Raw genomic sequence first — 22,881 nt, 5'->3', positions numbered from 1 at the left:
ATTTAACTTGAGAGAAAGACTCTGAAATAGCTTTTTTTAATTAAAAATGCAATTTTAGAGTCTTTTATTATTAAAATAATTATTTTATGAATAAAAGACTAACAAATAGTTAAATTAAGATTAAAAGTGTGAGAAAAAACCCAAAAAAAGTATGGAAAATTTTCCGATGGTAGGAATTTAAATTTGGAATAAAATCCGTATAATAAAACTTGAAAACGTTATTAAAAAAACAAGGGGGAATTAAAATGAACTTTATTTCAAGATTTATTGAAGAGAAAATGGTTCCAGTAGTATCTAAATTCGCTAATTTAAGATACATGAGAGCACTTAAATCAGGCTTTATGGTTATAATGCCTTTAACAATTATAGCATCAGTATTTTTATTAATAACAGACTTCCCTATAGCTGGTTATCCAGAATTTATGGCAAGAATATTTGGTGAAGGTTGGGATAGTTTCCTTTCACCTGCATATAGAGCTACATTTGATATAATGGGAATCATGTTAGCTGGTACAATAGCTTACAAATTATCAGAAGATGATAAGATGGATCCGCTACCAGTTATGATTATTTCTATAGTAGCTTACGTAATAGTTACACCTAAATTTGTTACTGCTGAATCAGGTGAAGTAATAAACAAAGTACTTCCAATGGCATGGCTTGGAACAAAAGGTGTTATAACAGCAATTATAATGAGTATAACTTCAACAGAACTTTATAGATTTGTAGTTAAAAAGAACTTAGTAATTAAATTACCAGAAAATGTACCACCAATGGTATATAAATCTTTCGTATCATTAATACCAGGAGTAATAGTAGTTGCATATGCATTATTAATAAACGGAATATTCTTAAGCATGGGAACTTCAATGCATGAATTCATATATGACATATTACAAGTTCCACTTCAAGGATTAACAGCATCTCCAGCTGCTATAACAGTAGTTGCAGGGTTAAATGGATTCTTATGGTGGTTTGGTATTCACCCAACAGTTGTTAACTCAATTGTAAACCCATTATTAAATGCAAACTCAGTAGAAAACTTAGAATTATTTAAACAAGGTGCTTTAACATTAGAAAATGCAAATATCGGAACAATTCAAATGATTGACCAATTTGCAACTATAGGTGGAGCAGGTATGACTGTAGGACTAGTTTTAGCTATGGTAGTTGTTGCTAGATCTGAAAGAATGAAAATGATGAGAAACTTAAGTACAGTTCCAGCATTATTCAATATAAATGAACCAATAATATTTGGTTTACCAGTAATACTTAACCCATTAATGTTAATTCCATTAACATTAGCACCAATAGTTTCAGTTCTTATTGCAATATTTGCTATGAAGATAGGATTCTTAAGTCCATTTAACGGGGTAGTAGCTCCATGGCCAACACCTCCAATATTCAGTGGATTCTTAGTAAGCGGATGGCAAGGTGCATTAGTACAAGTAGTTGCGATAGCAGCAGCATTTGCAATATACTACCCATTTGTGTTAGCTTTAGATAAGCAATATAGAGCTGAAGAGTCAATAGAAGCTTAGAATTTTAAAGTGAGGTGCACATATGAAATTACACAGAAGAATTTCAGAAAACTCAAAGTATTTAACTAAATTAGAGAAGGAGTTATTACAATTATTATTAGAAAATAGCACGCTATTTACATATGATAGTTTTACAATAGCTAATATTTCTGAGAAATTTTCGGTTAGTAATACAAGTGTGCACCGACTTTCTAAAAAATTAGGGTATAAAAGTTTTATACAATTTAAAGATGATTACTTTAGACGAGACGAATTAGAAGAAACTAAGCCTAGTATAGATGATACCGATTTTGTAAATCTCATGTTAGATACATATAAGTTAATTAAAGAAGCTGATATCGATGAAATAGTTGACAAGATGATGAAGTGCAAGAGAATAACTATATATGGAATGGGTATGAGCAATTACTTAGGTAAAATATTTCAAATAAAATTACAACTATTAGGAATACCTGCAGAGCAACATGATGATTCAAGGTTTATGAGATTATCTAGTAGAATATTAAATAAAGATGATGATTTAGTATTTATGTTATCAAGAAGTGGGGAAACACCAGAACTACTAGAGGTATTAGTTGAAACTAACCTTAGAGGGGTTGACGTAGTACTTATAACAGAGTCTAGAAATTCTACCTTTGAAAAGTTATGTAAGTATAAAGTTTATACAGCGTATACTCAGGATTCAGATAGTAATATAGATACTCGATTAAACTTTCATATTGCAATGGATTATATAATAAAGAAATTTATTGAGAAATATGAAGAAAAGAGGTAGCAATGTATAATTTCGAAGACATATTACAAAGAAGAAATAATGGGTCTAAGAAGTGGAATGAAGAATATATTGAAAAAAGATTCAAAGTAAAAGATGCAGCAAATTATTATCCACTATTCATTGCTGATATGGATTTTAAATTACCTAAAGAGGTAATAGAACCTCTTATGGAATTTATAGCTTTAGGTGATTTTGGGTACTTTGATATAAAAGAAGAATTTTATAATAGTATATTAAAATGGTATAAAGATAGATATAAGTCAGAGATTAAACGTGAATGGATCGTTCCTTCTATAGGAGCATTATCTACTATGAATGTTATGGTAGATAAGTTGTTTAAAAAAGGTGATAGTATACTTGTATTTACTCCAGCTTATGGACCATTTAAAGATGTTGTATTTAATAATGGTATGAATTTAGTTTCTTACAAAATGAAATTAAATAATAATAGATATTCTTTAGATTTTGAAGAAGTGAAAGCTTTAGTTGAAAAAGAAGATATTAAGGGATTAATAATCTGTAATCCACATAATCCATCAGGAAGATGTTGGAGTAAAGAAGAGATAAATGATATTATTAATATTTGCATGGAAAAAAATATAATTATTATAAGTGATGAAGTTCATGGAGATTTAGATTTAGGAAATAATTTCAATACTTTTAGTGATTATTTAAACAAATATAAAAACATAATAGTTTTATCATCACCGAATAAAACATTTAATATAGCAGGTTTAGAGATCTCAACTTTCTTATGTAGTAATGAAGAAATGAAAAATTCTTTAGAAGAAGAGTTAAGCAAAAGGAAGCTTCATCCAAATAGAGTTGGAACTAGAGCTTTAACTTTATGCTATGAAAATGGTTCACCTTGGGTTGATGAACTTATAAAGAACATAAAAGAAAATTTAGATTTAACTGTGGACATGCTTAATGTAGAAGGAATCAGTACTATGGTTCCAGATGCAGGTTATTTATTATGGGTAAAGTTTGATAATATTTCAGATATTGATGATTTCATAATTAAGCTTGCGCAAGAAAAGAAAGTATTGCTTGAAACAGGTAGTAGATTTATTAAAGATCATGAAGGATATTTAAGAATAAACGTAGCTACAAGTAAAGCAATATTAAAAGAAGCAATTCCAATGATAGTAGAATTTTATAAAGAATATATAAAATAGTTAGGAGAATAGAAATGAAAAGAGAAGTAATTAATTCAGTTAAGGCTCCAGATGCAATAGGACCTTATTCACATTGTAATAAAGTAGGTAATTTCATATTTACATCAGGACAATTACCATTAGATAAAGAAACTAAAGAATTAAAGACAGACATTAAAGAAGCTACAAGACAAAGCTTAGAGAATGTTAAAAGTATTTTAGAAGAAGCAGGGTCTTCTATTAAAAATGTTGTTAAGGCAACTGTATTTGTAAAAGATTTAGCTCAATTTGCTGAATTAAACGAAGTATACAATGAGTACTTTGGAGAAAATCCTCCAGCAAGAAGTTGTGTTCAAGTTGCTAAGCTTCCTATGGATGCTGTAGTTGAAATAGAAGTTATAGCAATAGCAGAATAATATTAGCTTTCTCAAGTAAATAACACTTTTAAGAGGAGAACTATAATGAATTGTATGTGCAGCAATTTATTATAGTTCTCTATTTTTTATTTACATAATTATTGTTTTATAGGAATGGGTTCTACATTTTATATAAATAGTAATAAATAATACACCTATGGTTAATTTTATAAAATTATGTTCATACTACAAGATATAATAAGGAGGATAAATAAGGTATGAACGTAGAGAAAACTTTTCTTAAAACATTTTTGAAGAACTTTGAAGAAGAGGCATTTGCAGTAGATTTTTGGGATGGAGAAGAGGTTGTTTTAGGTAAAGGGGAACCACAGTTTAGGGTACACATAAGAAAGCCATTAAATAAAAAGGATTTATTAAGTAGTACTTCATTAGCTTTTGGTGAAGCTTATATGAATGGTGATGTTGAATTTGAAGGTGATTTATTCTTAGCACTAAATACAGTGTTAAAGTACATGAATAAATTTAATAGTGATCATAAAGCATTACCTGAAATATTTCATAAAATAACTAATAAATCAAAGCAGAGAGAGGAAGTTTCTTCTCATTATGATATAGGTAATGATTTTTATAGCTTATGGTTAGATGAAACTATGAGTTATTCTTGTGGATATTTTAAGAATGAAAATGATACATTGTATCAAGCTCAAATGAATAAGATTCATCATATTTTAAAGAAGCTAAACTTAAAGGAAGGTCAAAGTCTTTTAGATATAGGCTGTGGCTGGGGAATGCTACTTATTGAAGCAGCAAAAAAATATAAGGTAAAAGGTTTGGGAATAACTTTAAGCCAAGAACAATTTAATAAGTTTAGTGAAAGAATAAAAGAAGAAAATTTAGAAGATTATTTAGAAGTAAAATTAATGGATTATAGGGATCTGAAAAAGTCAAAGTTATCTTTTGATAGAGTTGTAAGTGTAGGAATGCTAGAGCATGTAGGAAGACCTAATTATGAATTGTTTTTTGAAGCTGTGAATGCTGTTTTAAAAGATGGAGGAGTATTTTTATTACATTATATAAGTGGTATTAAAGAATCAGAAGGTGATGCTTGGATTAAAAAATACATATTCCCAGGTGGAGTTATACCATCGCTAAGAGAGATAATAAATATTTCAGGAGACTACAATTATCATGTTATAGATGTAGAAAGTCTAAGATTGCATTATACGAAGACTTTATTAGAATGGTATAAGAATTTTAATAACAACATTGATAAAGTTAAAGAAATGTTTGATGAAAGATTTATTAGAATGTGGAGTATGTATCTATGTTCTTGTGCAGCTACTTTTAATAATGGAATAATAGATTTACACCAAATAGTATTTACTAAAGGAATAAATAATAGCTTGCCAATTACTAGGAAATATTTATATGAAGACTAATATAATAAGTATAGGGTATTGAATGTTAAAAAATATTAATGTTGTTACTAGCCGTAGATTAAGGTATATTAATATTATAAAAATATCGACAGATAGGAGAATAATTTATGGCAGTTAAAATGTTACATACATGTATAAGAGTTATGGATTTAGAGAAATCTTTAAAGTTCTATAAAGAAGCGTTAGGGCTTATAGAAACTAGAAGAAAGGACTTTCCAGAGCACAAGTTTACTTTAGTATATCTTTCAAACGAACTTGGAGGGTATGAAGTTGAATTAACTTATAATTATAACCCAGAAAAGCCTTATGAATTAGGTAATGGATTTAGTCATATAGCAGTTGGTGTTGATGACTTAGAAGCAGAAAGAGAAAAACATGAAGCGTTAGGATATGAAGTTACACCGTTAAAAGGACTTCCAGGACAAAAGCCAGGATATTACTTCGTAACTGACCCAGATGGATATAAAGTTGAAGTTATAAGAAATAAATAGTTTTAAAATAGAGATGCAGCATATGTGTCTCTATTTTTTTAGAAAATTTTAGTTTACATAAAAACAGTAATATAGCTTAACCTAAATAGAGATATATTGAAGAATTAGGTTAAGAGGTGAGGCTGTGGAAAGATTTAAAACTATTAAGACTTATGCTAGCTTTTCAAGAAATGTTCAAATTATTGTAATAAGTGAATTGATATTAGCTGCGGCTTTTGGAATATATGGATTTTTACAAATACTTTATTTAAATGAAATTAATATTCCTTCTGACAAAATTGGTCTCATATTTTCTTTAGGTTCATTATTTTCAATGGTAGGTTTTTTTGTAGGGCCATTTATACATATGTTTGGAAGAAAAAATATTTTAGCTTTAGGTTGTTTATTAAGTTCTATAGGGATAGGAGCATATGCTGTATTTACTAGTTATATATTGCTTTTATTATCACAAATATTAACTAATATAGGACTTTGTTTTATACAAGTTACAGAATTGCAATTACTTTATTCTTATACAACACCAGATAAAGAATGTTGTGCATATAGTTATAAGTCTTCTGTTAATTTTATTGCTTCAACTTTAGGAACTTTATTGGCTGGTAATATAGATAGATTATCTATTTTTAGTATTATAGGATATAGAAAATTATTTTATTTATCAGCAGGTATGACTTTAGTAGCTTTTGTTATGAGGTTATTTTTATTACCTAGAGATGATAGAAGAAAGCTTGATGAAGGAGAGATTAAGGAGTCTGCTCATAATACATTTAAGTTACTTAGGGAGCATAAAAATATAAGACTTTTTGCAATATTTTTATTTATTATTGCTATAGGTGGAAGCGCTGTTTGGCCATATAATAATTTGGTTATGAAAAATTACTTTGGTTTAAGTAATACAACAATATCTATAGTTAGCTTCCTAATAACATCCGTGGTAATGATTGGGATACTAGCAATGCCAATGATTATAGGTAAGATCGGAATAAAAAGATTTGAGTTGATATCACTTATATGTTTAGCAGCAACAATGTTTGGGTTAACATTAAAATTAAGTACTATTCCATTTGTAACTATATTGATAGTTAGATGTATTTTTGCGACTTTAGTTGGGTCATCTTTAGATAGTTCAATGATGAGCTATATTGAAATAGAAAATAGAGATGTTTTTGCAGGAGTAAAGTTACTGGTAAACGGATTATCATGTGCTATAGGTAATTTTATCGGGGGATTCATAATTGAAAATATAAATTTTAGAGGAATATATATTTATGGTTTTGTAGTTTTGATTTTAGTAATACTAATGTTTTATCTAAAGATTTCTAAGATTTTTGGAGATAGAGCGGTAATTTTAGAGAGATATAAGAGGAATTGTACTTGTAGGCTGAGACATAGGTATGATGTGAGAAGAAGATATTAAATAAATTAAGTAGTAGTTTATTTAATAGAAAATTATAAATCAAAAGTAAAGAGGAAACTGCTAAGGTAGTTTCTTTTTTTAATTTAGGAATACAGGTACTAATTCTAAATTTTTAATAATTATAAAAGATTCTGTGATAATTATCATTGAATAGCTTAGAGGTATAGAATATAATTATAACTTGAATAATATCAAAATATATGATCAAGATAGTAAATAAAAAGGATGAAATATATGGCAAAAGTTGTTAATATAATAGGTGAAGGTTCTAATGTAGGGAAAACAGTTCTTATGGAAGGTCTCATTAAGGAACTTAATAATAGGGCATTAACTGTATCAACAATAAAGCATGATGTTCATGGATTTGATATAGATAAAAAAGGCAAGGATACATATAGACATAGGAAGGCTGGAGCAGATACCGTTGTTATTTCATCTAAAAATAGATTTGCAATGATTAAGGAATTAGACGAAGAGGTTAATTTAGAAGATATAATTAAAATGGTAAGTGACAAGGATATAGTGCTTGTTGAAGGGTATAAAAAGAGTAATTTAAGAAAAATAGAGGTCTATAGAGAAGGGGTTAGTGAAAAAATAATAACTCCAAAAGAAAAGTTAATTGCTATTGCTAGTAATGAAAGTATTGATTATGAAGATGTACCAGTAGTTAATAAGGATAATTACAAAGTGCTAGCAGATTTAGTTGAAAAAGAAAAAGAATTTAAATTTGAAAAATAATTATATGTTTTCTGGTGTGTAAAAATCTAAGGGTATGCCTATGATTTTTACACCTGAATGTTTAGCATTCACAGGGCATTAGCCGAAAGGTTATTGTCTCCACGTGTTTTGGGAAGGAAAATAAGTAGATTTAATATAGAAATGTATTAAGCTTGTTACTTATACCCAAAATAAGGTTAAAGTGACAAGCTTTTATTTTATGTAAGCATGAGGTGCGAAATTATGAAATCTTTTATTAGCTTAGAAGAAGGTATAGATATTTTAAATAAAAATGTTAAATCTATTGGAATTGAAGAAGTTTCATTACTTGCTGGAATAGGTAGAGTTTTAAGTGAAGATGTATTTTCTAAGATAGATAATCCTCCATTTAATAAGTCGGCTATGGATGGATATGCAGTAGTTTATAGTGATACAGAGGAAGGAAAAAAATCCTTAAAGGTTATAGATGAAGTTTTTGCAGGAAGCGTTTGTAAAAGTGAAATTAAAAAGGGAACAGCAGTTAAGATAATGACTGGAGCTCCTATACCAATAGGAGCTGATGCTGTTATAAAACAAGAAGATGTAACTTTTAAGGATGGTTTTATAGAGGTAAATAAGACTGTAAATGCTGAGGAAAATATCTGCTTAAAAGGTGAGGATATTAAAGAAGGTAGTCTTTTAGTTAAGAGAAATAAAAGGCTAGATTATGCTGATATAGGTATATTGGCTAGTTCTGGGATAACAAGTGTTAATGTTTATAAAAAGCCAAAGATAGCTTTTATTAGTACTGGAGATGAAGTATTAGATATAGATAAAGATCTAAAAGGTGGAAAGATATATAACAGCAATAAGTACACAATACTAGGTAGATTAATGGAGTTAGGCTATGAAGTATCATATGTAGATCATGAAAATGATAGCTTTACTGGTATCGGAGATAAAATAAAAAGAGCTTTAGAAGTAGCGGATTTGGTAATTACTACTGGAGGAGCATCTGTAGGAGAAAAGGATTTAATAAAAGAAGCTATAGGCTATATTGGTGGCGAGAAGTTATTCTGGAAGATTAATATTAAACCGGGTTCGGCTATGCTTTGTAGTAAATATAATGAGAAAATTATATTAAGTCTTTCTGGAAACCCAACGGCAGCATTAACTACTTTTGAACTTATAGCAAAGACAACGTTAGAAAAACTAAGTGGAAAAGAAGAGCTAGAAATTAATAGAGAAAAAGCTATATTAATTAATGAATTTAAAAAGAAGAGTTCTAGTAGAAGGTTCTTAAGAGGAAAAGTTAAATCAGATGCTAATGGGCAAAAAGTAGAAATAACACAAGTTAAAAGTGGAAATGGAATTCTTAGTTCAACATTAAATTCTAATTGCTTAATAGAGTTAGAAGCTGGAAATGAAGGAGTTAAGAAAGGTGATATAGTTACAATTATTAAGTTTTAAGAGGTGAGTAGCTTTGATAAATAAAACGCTAGCTATTTTGGCAGGTGGAAAAAGTAGTAGGATGAATTATAATAATAAAGCTTTTTTAAGTTTTAAAGAAAAAACTTTCATAGAGCATATTATTAATGCAGGAAAAAGTTTCAAGGAAATTATTATTGTAGCTAATGATAAAGAGGTTTATGAGAGGTTTAATTTAAGAGTTGTAGAAGATATATATAAGGGGAATGGGCCACTAGCTGGAATACATTCTGCATTGAAAAGTTCTAATACTGATTATGTTTTATGTGTAGCTTGTGATATGCCTCTTGTAAGTAGTGAGTTATTAGATTTCTTAGGAAATTATAATGAAGATTATGAGATATTAGTGCCTAAATATAAGGAAAGATTACAGCCGCTTTGTTCAATATATTCTAAAAATATAATAGGTAAAATAGAAGAGAGCTTAATAAGAAATGAAAATAAATTACAAAGGTTTATAATGTCTTCAAATTATAAAGTAATTGAAGAATTAGATAATAGAAAGTTTGAAGAAGAAGATTTTTTAAATGTAAATACACCAATAGAGTTTAATGAATTGGAGGAAAGATAGATGTATACTGTAGGAATTATTACGAGTAGTGATAAAGGATATGCTGGGGAAAGAGAAGATAAGAGCGGGGCAGTTATAAAAGAAATAGTAGAAGCTAAAGGTTTTGAAGTAGTAAGATATGTAGTATTGCCAGATGAAAAAGAAATGCTAGCAAAAGAATTTAAACATATGGCAGATGACTTAGGTGTTAATCTTGTTTTAAGTACAGGGGGAACAGGTTTTTCAGTAAGAGATATAACACCTGAAGCTACGAAGATGGTTATTGAAAGAGAAACTCCAGGAATAAGTGAAGCTATAAGATATTTTAGTTTACAAATAACAAAGAGAGCAATGCTTTCAAGAGCTGCTTCAGGAATAAGAAAGAATACGCTTATAGTAAATCTTCCAGGAAGCCCAAAAGCTTGTAAGGAAGCATTAGATTTTGTATTAGATGATATAAAACATGGAATTGATATATTATTAGGTTCAGCAAGTGAATGTGCTAGAAAGTAAGGAGACGTTAATTATGAAGATGATAAAAGTTGAGGATGCAGTTGGATGTATTTTATCTCATGATGTTACTCAAATAATACCTGGTGAGTTTAAGGGAAGAGTATTTAAAAAAGGTCATATTATTAAAGCTGAAGATATACAAAAGTTTTTAGAAATAGGTAAAGAACACATTTATGTATGGGAGCCTAAAGAAGGTGAGCTTCATGAAAATGATGCTGCTATAAGAATTTCAAACCTTGTCGTAGGTGAAGGTGTTGCTAAATCAGAAGAAATAAAAGAAGGAAAAGTTGATTTCTTTGCTGATAGAGATGGTATTTTAAGAATTGATAAAGAAAAATTATTTACTATTAATTCAATAGGAGAAATTATAGTATCAACACTACACAATAATACTCCTATTAAAAAAGGTGAAAAAATAGGGGCTACTAGAGTTATTCCTTTAATTATAGATGAAAAACCAATATTAAAAGCTGAAGAGTTAGTTAAGGATAAAGTAATTTGGGTTGATGAAATAAAGCCTAAAAAATGTCTTCTTATAACTACAGGTAATGAAGTTTATAAGGGAAGAATTAAGGATGCATTCTTACCAGTAATAAAGGCTAAGTTAGGATATTACGGAAGTGAAGTTATAAGGCAAGTAATTTTACCAGATGAAAAAGAAAGAATAATTGAAGAGATTCAAAAGGGATTAGAAGAAAAAGTTGATATGATTATCTGTACAGGTGGAATGTCTGTAGATCCAGATGATGTAACACCAACTGCTATAAAAGAAAGTGGTGGAGAGCTTGTAACATATGGTTCACCAGTATTACCAGGTGCCATGTTCTTACTTGCATATCATAATGGTACGCCGATTCTTGGAGTTCCAAGTTGTGCTATGTACTCAAAAAGAACTGTATTAGATCTTGTTTTACCAAGAGTATTAGCTGATGAAAGATTAAGCTTTGAGGATATAGCTCATTATGGACATGGTGGATTATGCTTAGATTGTGATGTATGTACATTCCCACATTGCTCATTTGGAAAGTAAAAGGAGAAAAAATATGGATAATGGATTAACTCATTTTGATAATAGTGGAAATGCTAGAATGGTTGATGTTTCTGAAAAGAGAGAAACTGCAAGATGTGCAGTAGCTGTATCTAAGATAAAGGTAAGTGAAGAAACATTAGAGCTTATTGAGGCAGGAAAGATAGGTAAAGGAGATGTACTTGGAGTTGCTAGAGTAGCTGGAATAATGGCAAGTAAGCAAACTTCTAATTTAATTCCAATGTGTCATCCTTTAATGATTTCTAGTGTTAATGTTGACTTTGATATAAATAAAGATGAAAATGCTATAGATATAACAGCAACTGTAAAGATAGTTGATAAAACAGGTGTTGAAATGGAAGCTTTAACAGCAGCAACAGTTGCAGCTTTAACTATTTATGATATGTGTAAAGCTGTAGATAAGAGAATGGTAATTGAGGGGACTCATCTGTTAAAGAAAACAGGAGGGAAAAGTGGTGAATTCAATTTTTTTGAATAGCTGCATAATTAGAAATGAAGGATAAATTTAAAAGAGAAATTGACTATTTACGATTATCTGTAACTGATAATTGTAATTTAAGATGCATATATTGCATGGATGAAAAAGAGAATAATTTCTTAAAAGCATCTGAAAAATTAAGCGATGAAGAAATATTAAGAGTAGTTAAGTCTTGTGCTGAAGTAGGTATAAAGAAAATAAGAATAACAGGGGGAGAGCCTCTAGTTAGACCTAATGTAACTGAGCTTATAGACAGTATAAATAATATTGAAGGTATAGAGGAAATTTATATTACTACTAATGGGATACTTTTAGGTGACAAGGTTGAAGCTTTAGCTAAAAGTGGTGTTAAGGGAGTAAATATAAGTCTTGACTCTCTGAAGGAAGATAGATTTAAGAGCTTAACAAGAAGAGGTGACCTTTCAAAAGTTTTAGAGGCTATTGATAAGTGTATAGAGTTTGGAATCAAAGTAAAGCTTAATACAGTTATGGTTAATGATATAAATCATGATGAGATTATAGATTTTATAAAGCTTACAATAAATAAACCTATAGATGTTAGATTTATTGAACTTATGCCAATAGGTGTAGGAAAGGTTTATAAGGGAGTTAGCAATCAGGAAATAAGAGATCTTATAAAAGATAACTTTAACAATATTATTGAAATAGGTAAAGAAAAAAGTAGCGGACCAGCTAAATATATAAAGGTAGATGATGCTTTAGGTAAAGTTGGATTTATAAGTGCTATGAGTAATTGCTTCTGTGAAGAATGCAATAGAGTTAGGATTACACCAGAAGGATTCTTAAAGCAATGTTTACACTTTGATTATGGAATAAGCTTAAGAGATCTTATTAGAAAAGGTATATCTGACCAAGATTTAAAGATAAAGATTGAAGAGACTATTTATAACAAGCCGGAAAAACATTTATTTAATCAAAATAAAGAGCATGAAGAAATAAGATTTATGAATCAAATTGGAGGATAATATTATGTGTAAGGTAATAGCTGTATGTACGAGTGAGAAAAAAGGAACTGCTAAGCAAATGGTAGATGAAGCGAATCTTATTGAAGAGTTCGGAATTGAAGGAGATGCTCACGCTGGAAAATGGCATAGACAAGTAAGTCTTTTAGGATTAGAAAAGATAGATGAGTTTAACGCTAAAGGTGGAGGCGTAAATTTTGGAGACTTCGGTGAGAATTTAGTAATATCAGGAATTGAACTTACTAAATTACCTATAGGACAAAGATTTAAAGTTGGGGAGACTATATTAGAGCTTACTCAAATAGGAAAGCAATGTCACGACAAATGCGAGATATTCTATAGAGTTGGTCAATGTATAATGCCTACTAATGGAGTATTTACTAGAGTTTTAAAAGGCGGAAAAGTTAAGGTTGGAGACGAAGTTATTCTTTTAGAAAATGAAAATAAAACTTTAAGTTTATAATAATAAGTATACGGTAGAATCAAAAAAATTTGATACTACCGTATTTTTTACAGATATATAGTAGCTTGACCAAAAGAAGAGAGTACTAATATTTCTTGAGATATTCTTCAAGACAGAGACTTTCATTAAATATTACTTTAGCGGCTTCTTTTCCAACATACCTAATATGCCATGGCTCATGCTGTATTCCTGTTATATATGTTTCACCTTCTGGGTATCGAATAACAAATCCATACTTATAAGAATTATTTGCTAACCAATGGTATATATCTTCATTGTTGCCTCCAGCATCTAAATTAATGTCTAATGCTAATCCAGTTTCGTGCTCACTAAATCCAGGACGTGCAACTAGGCTTTCTGCTAAAGATATTGCATCTTCTTGTTAATAACCTAATGATTTATTCATATTGATTTCTTCTTTAAACAATTGTAAAAGTGTATATCTAATTATTTACAAATTTATAAATCGTATATTACAAATTTATTAAATATTTTATTTTTATTAGACAACAGAACTTTAAGAAATAAGATATGTTAAAAATCGTTAAAGTAATAGTTTATTTATTTAGCAACTCTTCATATAATGTAATATTAATTATTTGATATATAAGGAGAAAGTTTGTGGCTTCGAGCAATGGTGATAGATTAGAAAAATTATCAAGGAAAAAAAGAATTAAAGCTAAAAAGAGAAAATGTTCAAAGCAGTTATATCCAGCATTGAAAAATACTAAAAATGGTGCAATATATGGATATATAAATAATAAAGGTGAATTTGTAATACAACCCAAATTTGATGGGGCTTATGATTTTAATGATAATTGTTTAGCTATAATAAATGAAAATAATAAGGATGGAATAATTGATTTAAAAGGAGAGTATAAGGTATACCCCATATACGATAGTATAAGCCCATTCAAGGAAGATAGGGCTATTTTTAGTAGAGATGGTAGTATGGGGGTAATAGGTCAAGAGGGAAATGTAATAACAAAGAAGAGATATGGAATAGTTGGAGATTTTAATGATGATAGGGCTGTAGTTGGTGATAGTAAGTCAGGAGACTATAAATATGGATATATAGATAGAAATGGAAAAGAGGTAATACATCTAAAGTATGAAAATGCTAATGATTTTATAGATGATATTGCATTAGTAAAGATAAAAGATAAGGAATATGGATTAATAGATAAAGAAGGGAAAATTTTAAATATCTATAAATATTATTTGGTATCTCAATATGGCGATGGAGTTATGATGTTTGCTGAGCAATCAGAAGGCTCTTATGGATATATAGATAGAGATGGAAATGTAATAATTAAGCCTATGTTTACATCTGCTAGTGAATTTGTTGATGGGGTTGCTATAGTATCTACTGAGCAAAATTATAATGGGCCATATGGAGTAATTAATAAAAAGGGAGAATATATTTTCACTCCTATATTTAGTGAAATTAGATACTTAGGTGAAGATAGATTAGCCTTAGGAATGCCTATAGGTAAACCACTAGGAGATGATAAGTTCATAGCACCTAGTATATTTGCTATAGGTGATACAAGTGGAAATCTCTTAACTCAATTCAAATATTATGCTGTAGGAAATTATAAGAAAGGTGTTGCATATGCTTCAAATAATAACTCAACTTTCTTTATAGATAAAAAAGGGAAGGTAATTAATTCATTACCAAAGGTTAAGGGGAGTGGGGAGTTAGAAATAAAAGATGATATAATTTATGCTGATATAGATTATTCACCATATTACTTAACAAGATCAGGGAAAATTATATATAAGCCAAATGATGAAATTATACTTGATAATATATATTCTGTAATTAAAGAGAGATATAAACCAAACTTTAATTTTTTAATTTATATCCCACAAGTTAAGGGTATTAAAAATAGAAGGGTTGAAAAGAAGGTAAATAATAAGCTTAAAACATTATCATATTTTAAACCATTTGCAGAAGATCAGATTAGTCACAATATAAATGAAAATGATGTTTTAGATTATAGTTATTATGGAACCTTTGAAGTTACATTTTTTAAGAAGGACATACTTATACTAAGCTTAACAGGATATTATTATCCTTTAGGTGCTGCGCATGGATTATCATCTAAAATAACACCTGTAATAAATCTTGATAGTGGTGAGTTTTATAGTTTAGAAGATTTATTTAAGGTAGAAGTAGATTGGAAGAGTAGATTAAATTCAATTATAGAAAAGATGATAAATGAAGATCCGCAGTATGCCTATGTATATAAGGATGGGTTTAAAGGAATAAATGAAGGACAAAATTTTTATTTTGATGAAGATAACCTATATATTTATTTTCAACCTTATGATATAGGGCCATATGCAGCGGGATTTATTACATTTAAGATACCATTTAGCTTAATACAGGATATTATGGAAAAAGGAAATATTGATTGGATAAAATAATAGGAGTACACATCTCAGAAGAGGTTGCTTAGGGCAATCTCTTTTTTTATAATTTTTTAGAAAATTACATAAACTAACACTAAAAATAAGATTAATTAAAGGAGAATATAAAATGGATAAGGCCAATCTTAAAAATAATATTATTTCAAAAACAATATTATTTATAGCAATTATGATATTTGTAGTAATATTTAAGTCAATATTTGGAGAGCAGAATACACCAGTTGGTATTGCAACTGTAATAACATTACTTATGTTATTAGGAAAGGATTTAACACAGAATCCAATAAAGAATTTTTTAATACTTGCAGGAATTAATTTAGCACTTGGAATAAGTGCATTTATAGCTGCTAATAATGTTTGGTTAGGAATAATTATAGACTTTTCTGCGTTATCATTAATAGGATATTATTTTAGTTATGCGATGACCAAGGGGCTTATATTGCCTTATGGATTACAATATTTATTTATGTTAAATGGTCCTGTATATGGAGATGTTTTTGTAAAGAGAATTTTAGCATTAATCGCTGGTGCTGTAATTATTATGGTAAGTCAATTTATAGTAAATACCAAGAAAAATAATACTTTTAAAAAAGAGAATTCAATAATAGGTTTTAATAAAGATGAAAATGATAGTGTTTATAGGGAGTATGAAGTATTTGGTAAAAAGGTTAAGATACATACAATAAGAGCTTCTTATGCGATAAGAGTTGGATTTCTTACAGCATTAACTTCGTTTATAGCCTTATATTTCAAGCTAGCTGAAGGGCGTTGGATGGTTTATACTATCTTCTCCTTAACTGAGTTATATTCAGAAAATTGTAAAGTTAGAGCCTGGAAGAGATTACAAGGAACTATTATAGGTTCAATTATTTTGATTATACTCTTTATCTTTATTAAAAGTCCAACTTTAAGAGGTTTGATGATATTAGTAGTGGGATATTTAAATTCATTTGCAGAAGATTATAGAGATGTGGTAGTTTTAGTTACAATATCTGCTGTAGCACCTTTGGCACTTACAACAGGATCTTTCTATGCAGTACTTGAGAGAATAATTTATGTTATTATAGGCATAATTCTAGCGTTAATAGCAAATGCACTTATTTTGAAAAAGTCAGAAAAAGATACATCAACAACGTAGTATGAATAAAATGTTGTAACAAAAGTATACATATAGAGTATATTAATTAATAAAGAACTGATGCAAATAAAATTTGTATCAGTTCTTTATTGTGAATATTCAGAAAATAGAAAAGATACAAAAAGTTTTAATATATAGCAAAAGGTGGTAAAATTACTTTTGTTAATAATAATTATGTAGGGTAAAAGGGGGATAATAAAAGGAATGAATATAACAAGTGAATCCAAGAGTGGTATTTTTTCTAATAAGGATTTAAAAAAATTAATAATTCCATTAATAATTGAACAAATACTAGCTGTTACTGTAGGATTAATAGATACAGTAATGGTTTCTAATATAGGTGAATATGCTGTGTCAGCAGTTTCTTTAGTTGATACGATAAATATTTTATTAATAAATATTTTTGCAGCTTTAGGTACTGGAGGTGCAGTAGTTGCGGCACAATTAATAGGTAGAGGTGCAAAGGAAAAAGCAAGATTCTCAGCAAAGCAATTAATCTTAGTTACTGGTATTTTATCTTTTATAATAATGATATTTTGTTTAGTACTTAATGAATCCTTACTTCATTTAATTTTTGGTAGTGTTGATTCAAGGGTAATGTCTAATGCAAAGATATATTTTTTCTATTCTGCAATTTCATATCCATTTATAGCATTATACAATTCTGGGGCTGCATTATTTAGATCAATAGGAAATTCTAAAATTTCAATGATAAATTCAGCTATTATGAATGTTATTAATATTATATTAAATTCAATATTTATTTTTGGTTTAAATCTAGGTGTTTTTGGAGCAGTTTTAGCTACATTAATAGCTAGAGTAATCGCATGTATAGTAATTCTTTATATGTTAACTAAGAAGAAAAATGATTTATATATAGATAGTTATTTAAAGTTAAAGTGGGATTGGAAATATATAAAGAAGATTTTAGCGATAGGACTTCCATCAGGTTTAGAAAATGGAATGTTCCAATTAGGAAAAATTTTAGTACAAAGCTTAATTGCTACGTTCGGAACATATTCAATTGCAGCTAATGCAGTTGCAAATAATATTGCTCAAATGATGATAATTCCAGGTAGTGCTGTTGGACTAGCTATGATAACTGTTGTAGGGCAGTGCATAGGAGCTAATAAATATGAAGAAGCTATATACAATGTTAAAAAGCTTATGAAGATAACATTTGTTTCTATGGCTATATTAGGGGTGTTTTTTGCTATAGTTTCTCCACAAATATTGTGGGTATATTCTCTATCAAAAGAAACTACTAATTTAGCATTAAAATGTATTTGGATTCATGTAGTAGCAGGAATAATTATATGGCCAATATCATTTACATTACCTAATGCCTTACGTGCAGCTAATGATGCTAGATTTACAATGCTAGTATCTATTTTCTCAATGTGGATATTTAGATATTTTTTAAGCTTTCTATTAGCTAGAGATTTAGGGTTAGGACTTGTAGGAGTATGGTTAGCTATGATAGTAGACTGGATTGTTAGATCTATATTATTTGTCTATAGATATAAGGGTGGAAAGTGGAAATATAAGAAGTTAGTTTAATAAAGACATCTATGGGGACTATTAATGTTTACAATAAAGTTGTAGTATTATATAATAATTATTATCAATTAAAGGTCGGAGGAAATAATTATGGGAAAGAAAATAGAACTAGTATATGAAGATGGTAAATATATTGTTTCAATAGATGGATCAGCAGTAGAAGCACAAGAGGATGCAGATAAAGCTTTTGAAAGATTTAAGCAAGTTATAAAAAATAATAATAACAACAATGAAAAATCATGGTTATATATTGAAGAGACAATTAAATCATTTGGAAATGAAAATGTGGAGATTAATGGACAGTTTAAGACAGTAACTATTGGTTCATTAAAATATTTCTATAATACTGGAAAAGTATTTTATATATCAGAAAATGATATGACACAATTAATAGGAGGATATGGATTAATTAAATTTATATTAGAAACTCCTGGATTACAAGAAAAAGAAAATATAGAAAGCTTCTTAGAATTATGTAAAGTAGTAATTGATAATGGTGCTAACTATAGAATTGCTAGTGGAAGCATAGTAATAATTAGTGCAGTTTTAAATTATGGATCTGTAGAATTTAACTTTGATTACAATAGAATAAATAAAGGTATTGCTATTGAAGATGGAAACTTTGAAGAATTTAAAAAGTATGTTTTAGATGCAATAAAATAGGTAAAGAATAAATAACCTCTGAGATATAGAAGTCTTATATCTCAGGGGTTATTTATATATAGTTTTGAAATGTACGAAAGTATATATATAAGAATAATATATAATGATATTATTTATTGAGTGAGAAGATATGGACTATTATAAGATGTTTGATGATTTTATGAAAAATTGTGGATATGATTTTAGTGAATATAAAGATAATAATTCAAGTGAGAATGAAGAGTCACCACCAGGAGTTGCTGATGATGATTGTAGGTGTGGAGATAGCGATATACCAGGTGGATTTCAAGATTTAAATCCACAGGCATTAATTGCAATAGCAAGCATATTAGGAATAAATATAGCTAGTAAATTACCATTTAATACACAAAATGCTGTAGGAAATTTTTTGGAATTACTAGGACAAGTTATAATAACTTTTAATGCTCAACAACAATATTTTCAAGGTGGACCAGGAAGGTATTATAATCCTATATACAGGAATGCTGCTAATCCTTTCTGTCCAGATACTACTGATGAAAGCAGTAAAAATACATCTGATCACATTAATAAGAGACAAAGCAAAACTAGTAATGGCACCAAAAACAATACGATACTATTGAGAAGAATAGAAAGTTTAGAAAATGAAATATCAATATTAAAAGAAGAAATAGAAAAGTTAAAATAAAATTTTAACATAGGTTAAACTAGCATTTTGTTAAATGCTAGTCTTTATATTTAGGGCTAAAGTAAAATAAAAAATGAATTTATTTATTAAGTAAATAATTAAAAGTATCATAGATTATTTCAAAGCCCCTAATAATTTCATTGTAAGATATATTTGCAAAGCTAAGTCTAATAGAAGGAATATAATGATCAGTATCATAAAAAAAACTTCTTCCAGTAGCTACTAATACACCTTTTTTCTTTAAAGTATTAATGACGATGTCTTCATTTAAAGAAGATGGAATTATTATCATAGAATAAAATCCAGTAGTATTACCAAGTGTCTTTATTCCTAAATTATTAAGCGAAGCTAATCCTTTCTGGAAAGCATTAAGCTTAGTCTTATAAGATTTTTTTACGAAGGATGTATGTTTATCCAGTAGATTACTTTTTAGATATATATCTAAAGTAGCTTGTGATGAAAGTGATGGAGAAAAGTAATAGCTTAAGTATGCAAATTTTATATGTTTTTTAAGTATATCGATTAATGAATCAGGTACAACAGATATACCTAATCTTATCCAAGGAATTAGTTTAGAAAAACTTTTTAGATATATAGTGTGTTCTCCGAAACTATAAGAAGATAAAGGTAAATTCCTAGAATTTATTATGTAATCTCCAAAATAATCATCTTCAACAATAAAAACATCATATTTATCAGCTAATTCACAAATATATTTTTTAGTATTGCTATCTAATGAAGTGCCTAATGGATTATTTGCTCTAGGAGCTAGATAGAAAAATTTTATATCCTCATATTTGAAGATTCTTCTTAATTCTTTTAAATCATATCCATTTTCATCCCTATTTATTGTTATAGTAGGTATATTTTTATTTTTTAAATATCTAATATAAAAACTATAGCAAGGTTCTTCAATTAAGATCTTGTTTTTATTATTAGGAAAGGGCATTTCTGTTAATAAAGAAAGCATTTGAAGTATTCCCATATTTACAAATATATTTTTTTTCTCAGTATAAATCTGAAATTTAGATAAATACTCTGGCAACTTACTCTGTAAAGAATCTATGGCATCCAGTCCTATATTAAGTGATGAATTTCTATGTGTATCAATTGACCTATCTAAGCAATGTTGTAAATCAAGTAAAGGAAATGAACTCATATTAGGATTACCAGTTGAAAAATCAAATATATTACCGTTATCATCAGTTTTCTCTGTTAATAAGTTATCTATAAGATAATAGCCACTTTGAGGTTTACAGTAAATATAATGGTCTTTTATTAAAAGTGAATATGCTTTTTCAACTGTACTTTTACTACAATTATATTTTTGAGACATAGATCTTATTGATGGTAATTTGTTGCCAGGGAAAAGCGTGTTATTACGTATATCTGTTATTAAATCGTTAGCTATTTTGTTATATAAGTGCTCCATAAGTCCTCCTACAATCACTAAATAACTGTAAAATTGTACTAGTACAGTTTAATTTTATAACAATTGAAAAGAATTGTATATAGCTTATAATAAAATCATAAGGCTTAAGTAAACGTTTATAAAGCTATAAATGGGAGGAGAAAGTTATGGGTAACAGCAAAAATGGTATATTTGAAAAGTTTAATTCAGTACTAGAAAGAACATTAGTACCAATAGGGGCAAAGATGGCGTCTCAAAGACATATTAGAGCTATAAGAGATGGTATGATTTGTGCAACTCCACTTTCAATAGTTGGAGGTATATTCTTAATTATAGGTTCACCACCAGTTGATTTAAATAGAATAGAAGCAACAAACTTTTTTAATAAGTTTTTAATAGCATGGAAAACATTTGCTATGGAACATGGTGCAGCTATAGAGCTACCTTTCAATATGACTATGGCATTGATGGGATTATTTATAGCAATTGGTATAGCATATAGTTTAGCAAAAGAATATAAGCTAGATACTTTAGGATCACTAATAATTTCAGCTGTAACATTTTTAATAGTATCAGCACCATCACAACTTGCAGTATTTACAGAAAAATTAAATGACACAATGGCATCTACTGATATATTGGCTAATAAAGTCATGGCAATGCCAGCTACATACTTAGATGCAAAAGGTGTATTTACTGCAATGATAATAGGTATAGTAACAGTAGAAATTACCAGAATACTTAAGAAAAACAAAATTGAAATTAGAATGCCAGATAGCGTACCGCCAGCAGTATCAGCATCATTTTCAGCAATTATACCTTTATTAATAAATGTAGTACTTTTCTATGGATTAAGTTTATTTGCACAAAGTGCAACAGGAAAATTAATACCTCAATTAATAATGGATTCATTAGCTCCATTAGTTAAAGCAGTTGATAGCGTATGGGGAATTATCCTTATCTCAATTGTAACTCAATTATTATGGCTAGTAGGACTTCATGGATCATCTATAGTTTCTGGAGTTATTGGAGCCTTTGAAGCAACAAACTTAGCTATGAATGCAGAAGCTGTATCAGCAGGAGCAGAAGCACTACCTTATGTTTATACAACTCCATTTAGAGCATTCTTTATGATAATTGGAGGAGCAGGAGCAACACTGGCATTAGTATTACTAATGTGTAGAAGTAAATCAGCACACTTAAAGGCTATAGGTAAATTATCTTTAGTTCCAAGTTTATTTAATATTAATGAACCAGTAATTTTTGGTGCACCACTTGTATTAAATCCAATAATGGCTATTCCATTTATAGGTGTACAAACTGTTAATGGAGTAATAATGTATTTCGCTATGAAGACTGGTTTAATTGGTAAGACATTTGCATCAGTACCATGGACTACACCGGCACCTCTTGGGGGATTCCTTTCAACTATGGATTGGAAAGCTGGTGTTGCTATAATACTATTACTATTATTAGATATGGTATTATACTTCCCATTCTTAAGAGCATATGAAAATCAATTAAATAGAGAAGAATTAAATGCAGAAAATGATAATTTAAATCTTGAAGATACAGTACTTTAATTAGAAT

At 28.7% G+C, this 22,881-nt stretch carries 23 protein-coding genes and 1 riboswitch; of the genes, 21 read left to right on the top strand and 2 right to left on the bottom strand.

Annotated features, from left to right (window positions below; all coding sequences use genetic code 11):
- Positions 1-245: 245 nt before the first annotated feature.
- The 15 genes from H8S20_RS08865 to H8S20_RS08795 all read left to right on the top strand — a co-directional run bounded on the left by H8S20_RS08865 (position 246) and on the right by H8S20_RS08795 (position 13,416).
- On the top strand, positions 246-1,541 hold the full coding sequence (locus H8S20_RS08865) for a PTS sugar transporter subunit IIC (RefSeq protein ID WP_186859893.1): 1,296 nt from the start codon (positions 246-248) through the stop codon (positions 1,539-1,541).
- A 22-nt stretch (positions 1,542-1,563) separates the two neighbouring features.
- The gene (locus tag H8S20_RS08860; protein ID WP_032117611.1) at positions 1,564-2,316 is read left to right on the top strand and encodes a MurR/RpiR family transcriptional regulator; all 753 of its coding nucleotides are present in this window, start codon (positions 1,564-1,566) and stop codon (positions 2,314-2,316) included.
- A gap of 2 nt (positions 2,317-2,318) precedes the next feature.
- Positions 2,319-3,494: a MalY/PatB family protein gene (locus H8S20_RS08855; RefSeq protein ID WP_186859892.1), complete on the top strand. Its 1,176-nt coding sequence runs from the start codon at positions 2,319-2,321 to the stop codon at positions 3,492-3,494.
- Positions 3,495-3,508: 14 nt separating this feature from the next.
- Positions 3,509-3,889, top strand: coding sequence for a RidA family protein (locus H8S20_RS08850; RefSeq protein ID WP_032117613.1), 381 nt, complete (start codon positions 3,509-3,511; stop codon positions 3,887-3,889).
- 218 nt (positions 3,890-4,107) lie between these two features.
- On the top strand, positions 4,108-5,289 hold the full coding sequence (locus H8S20_RS08845; protein WP_032117614.1) for an SAM-dependent methyltransferase: 1,182 nt from the start codon (positions 4,108-4,110) through the stop codon (positions 5,287-5,289).
- 107 nt (positions 5,290-5,396) lie between these two features.
- Positions 5,397-5,780: a lactoylglutathione lyase gene (gene gloA, locus H8S20_RS08840; RefSeq protein ID WP_032117615.1), complete on the top strand. Its 384-nt coding sequence runs from the start codon at positions 5,397-5,399 to the stop codon at positions 5,778-5,780.
- A gap of 124 nt (positions 5,781-5,904) precedes the next feature.
- Entirely contained in the window at positions 5,905-7,197 is a 1,293-nt protein-coding gene (locus tag H8S20_RS08835; RefSeq protein WP_186859891.1) for an MFS transporter, read from the top strand.
- Between the two features lie 234 nt (positions 7,198-7,431).
- On the top strand, positions 7,432-7,935 hold the full coding sequence (mobB, locus tag H8S20_RS08830) for a molybdopterin-guanine dinucleotide biosynthesis protein B (RefSeq protein WP_032117617.1): 504 nt from the start codon (positions 7,432-7,434) through the stop codon (positions 7,933-7,935).
- A riboswitch (molybdenum cofactor riboswitch) is annotated at positions 7,933-8,070 on the top strand. Its footprint overlaps the gene before it by 3 nt.
- An 87-nt stretch (positions 8,071-8,157) precedes the next feature.
- Positions 8,158-9,363 (top strand): molybdopterin molybdotransferase MoeA, encoded by a 1,206-nt coding sequence (locus H8S20_RS08825; protein WP_186859890.1) that lies wholly within the window; start codon positions 8,158-8,160, stop codon positions 9,361-9,363.
- A gap of 13 nt (positions 9,364-9,376) precedes the next feature.
- Entirely contained in the window at positions 9,377-9,952 is a 576-nt protein-coding gene (locus H8S20_RS08820) for a molybdenum cofactor guanylyltransferase (RefSeq protein ID WP_032117619.1), read from the top strand.
- Complete coding sequence (locus H8S20_RS08815; RefSeq protein ID WP_032117620.1) at positions 9,953-10,444, top strand: MogA/MoaB family molybdenum cofactor biosynthesis protein; 492 nt, start codon at positions 9,953-9,955, stop codon at positions 10,442-10,444.
- Between the two features lie 13 nt (positions 10,445-10,457).
- Complete coding sequence (locus tag H8S20_RS08810) at positions 10,458-11,474, top strand: molybdopterin-binding protein (protein WP_032117621.1); 1,017 nt, start codon at positions 10,458-10,460, stop codon at positions 11,472-11,474.
- 13 nt (positions 11,475-11,487) lie between these two features.
- Positions 11,488-11,970 (top strand): cyclic pyranopterin monophosphate synthase MoaC, encoded by a 483-nt coding sequence (gene moaC, locus H8S20_RS08805; protein ID WP_032117622.1) that lies wholly within the window; start codon positions 11,488-11,490, stop codon positions 11,968-11,970.
- Between the two features lie 14 nt (positions 11,971-11,984).
- Positions 11,985-12,956, top strand: coding sequence for a GTP 3',8-cyclase MoaA (gene moaA, locus H8S20_RS08800; RefSeq protein ID WP_032117623.1), 972 nt, complete (start codon positions 11,985-11,987; stop codon positions 12,954-12,956).
- 4 nt (positions 12,957-12,960) lie between these two features.
- Complete coding sequence (locus H8S20_RS08795; protein WP_032117624.1) at positions 12,961-13,416, top strand: MOSC domain-containing protein; 456 nt, start codon at positions 12,961-12,963, stop codon at positions 13,414-13,416.
- 85 nt (positions 13,417-13,501) lie between these two features.
- On the opposite strand, the gene H8S20_RS08790 is transcribed toward H8S20_RS08795, so the two are convergent.
- The gene (locus H8S20_RS08790; protein WP_186860052.1) at positions 13,502-13,786 is read right to left on the bottom strand and encodes a M15 family metallopeptidase; all 285 of its coding nucleotides are present in this window, start codon (positions 13,784-13,786) and stop codon (positions 13,502-13,504) included.
- Between the two features lie 251 nt (positions 13,787-14,037).
- Between H8S20_RS08790 and H8S20_RS08785 the strand changes: the two genes are divergently transcribed.
- The 5 genes from H8S20_RS08785 to H8S20_RS08765 all read left to right on the top strand — a co-directional run bounded on the left by H8S20_RS08785 (position 14,038) and on the right by H8S20_RS08765 (position 19,880).
- Complete coding sequence (locus H8S20_RS08785) at positions 14,038-15,849, top strand: WG repeat-containing protein (RefSeq protein WP_366455926.1); 1,812 nt, start codon at positions 14,038-14,040, stop codon at positions 15,847-15,849.
- A gap of 112 nt (positions 15,850-15,961) precedes the next feature.
- Positions 15,962-16,990, top strand: a complete 1,029-nt coding sequence (locus H8S20_RS08780; RefSeq protein WP_186859889.1) for an FUSC family protein — start codon at positions 15,962-15,964, stop codon at positions 16,988-16,990.
- A gap of 204 nt (positions 16,991-17,194) precedes the next feature.
- A complete protein-coding gene (locus H8S20_RS08775) occupies positions 17,195-18,550 on the top strand; it encodes an MATE family efflux transporter (protein WP_186859888.1) in 1,356 nt (451 codons plus the stop codon).
- Positions 18,551-18,640: 90 nt separating this feature from the next.
- Entirely contained in the window at positions 18,641-19,213 is a 573-nt protein-coding gene (locus H8S20_RS08770) for a hypothetical protein (protein ID WP_186859887.1), read from the top strand.
- Between the two features lie 130 nt (positions 19,214-19,343).
- The gene (locus tag H8S20_RS08765) at positions 19,344-19,880 is read left to right on the top strand and encodes a hypothetical protein (protein ID WP_186859886.1); all 537 of its coding nucleotides are present in this window, start codon (positions 19,344-19,346) and stop codon (positions 19,878-19,880) included.
- 79 nt (positions 19,881-19,959) lie between these two features.
- On the opposite strand, the gene H8S20_RS08760 is transcribed toward H8S20_RS08765, so the two are convergent.
- Complete coding sequence (locus H8S20_RS08760; protein WP_186859885.1) at positions 19,960-21,312, bottom strand: aminotransferase-like domain-containing protein; 1,353 nt, start codon at positions 21,310-21,312, stop codon at positions 19,960-19,962.
- A 146-nt stretch (positions 21,313-21,458) separates the two neighbouring features.
- Between H8S20_RS08760 and H8S20_RS08755 the strand changes: the two genes are divergently transcribed.
- Positions 21,459-22,874, top strand: a complete 1,416-nt coding sequence (locus H8S20_RS08755; RefSeq protein WP_186859884.1) for a PTS sugar transporter subunit IIC — start codon at positions 21,459-21,461, stop codon at positions 22,872-22,874.
- Positions 22,875-22,881: the final 7 nt, after the last annotated feature.

The sequence above is a fragment of the Clostridium hominis genome (assembly GCF_014287825.1).
GTDB lineage: Bacteria > Bacillota > Clostridia > Clostridiales > Clostridiaceae > Clostridium > Clostridium hominis.
The sequence above is the reverse complement of the archived record's forward strand: the minus strand, read 5'-3'. Positions and strand labels throughout refer to the sequence as shown.

What these genes read in the sequence shown, in the direction of transcription:
- H8S20_RS08865 (WP_186859893.1), top strand. Translation starts at nt 246, where the DNA reads ATGAACTTTATTTCAAGATTTATTGAAGAGAAAATGGTTCCAGTAGTA.
- H8S20_RS08860 (WP_032117611.1), top strand. Translation starts at nt 1,564, where the DNA reads ATGAAATTACACAGAAGAATTTCAGAAAACTCAAAGTATTTAACTAAA.
- H8S20_RS08855 (WP_186859892.1), top strand. Translation starts at nt 2,319, where the DNA reads ATGTATAATTTCGAAGACATATTACAAAGAAGAAATAATGGGTCTAAG.
- H8S20_RS08850 (WP_032117613.1), top strand. Translation starts at nt 3,509, where the DNA reads ATGAAAAGAGAAGTAATTAATTCAGTTAAGGCTCCAGATGCAATAGGA.
- H8S20_RS08845 (WP_032117614.1), top strand. Translation starts at nt 4,108, where the DNA reads ATGAACGTAGAGAAAACTTTTCTTAAAACATTTTTGAAGAACTTTGAA.
- gloA (WP_032117615.1), top strand. Translation starts at nt 5,397, where the DNA reads ATGGCAGTTAAAATGTTACATACATGTATAAGAGTTATGGATTTAGAG.
- mobB (WP_032117617.1), top strand. Translation starts at nt 7,432, where the DNA reads ATGGCAAAAGTTGTTAATATAATAGGTGAAGGTTCTAATGTAGGGAAA.
- H8S20_RS08825 (WP_186859890.1), top strand. Translation starts at nt 8,158, where the DNA reads ATGAAATCTTTTATTAGCTTAGAAGAAGGTATAGATATTTTAAATAAA.
- H8S20_RS08815 (WP_032117620.1), top strand. Translation starts at nt 9,953, where the DNA reads ATGTATACTGTAGGAATTATTACGAGTAGTGATAAAGGATATGCTGGG.
- H8S20_RS08810 (WP_032117621.1), top strand. Translation starts at nt 10,458, where the DNA reads ATGAAGATGATAAAAGTTGAGGATGCAGTTGGATGTATTTTATCTCAT.
- moaC (WP_032117622.1), top strand. Translation starts at nt 11,488, where the DNA reads ATGGATAATGGATTAACTCATTTTGATAATAGTGGAAATGCTAGAATG.
- moaA (WP_032117623.1), top strand. Translation starts at nt 11,985, where the DNA reads ATGAAGGATAAATTTAAAAGAGAAATTGACTATTTACGATTATCTGTA.
- H8S20_RS08795 (WP_032117624.1), top strand. Translation starts at nt 12,961, where the DNA reads ATGTGTAAGGTAATAGCTGTATGTACGAGTGAGAAAAAAGGAACTGCT.
- H8S20_RS08780 (WP_186859889.1), top strand. Translation starts at nt 15,962, where the DNA reads ATGGATAAGGCCAATCTTAAAAATAATATTATTTCAAAAACAATATTA.
- H8S20_RS08775 (WP_186859888.1), top strand. Translation starts at nt 17,195, where the DNA reads ATGAATATAACAAGTGAATCCAAGAGTGGTATTTTTTCTAATAAGGAT.
- H8S20_RS08770 (WP_186859887.1), top strand. Translation starts at nt 18,641, where the DNA reads ATGGGAAAGAAAATAGAACTAGTATATGAAGATGGTAAATATATTGTT.
- H8S20_RS08765 (WP_186859886.1), top strand. Translation starts at nt 19,344, where the DNA reads ATGGACTATTATAAGATGTTTGATGATTTTATGAAAAATTGTGGATAT.
- H8S20_RS08760 (WP_186859885.1), bottom strand. Translation starts at nt 21,312, where the DNA reads ATGGAGCACTTATATAACAAAATAGCTAACGATTTAATAACAGATATA.
- H8S20_RS08755 (WP_186859884.1), top strand. Translation starts at nt 21,459, where the DNA reads ATGGGTAACAGCAAAAATGGTATATTTGAAAAGTTTAATTCAGTACTA.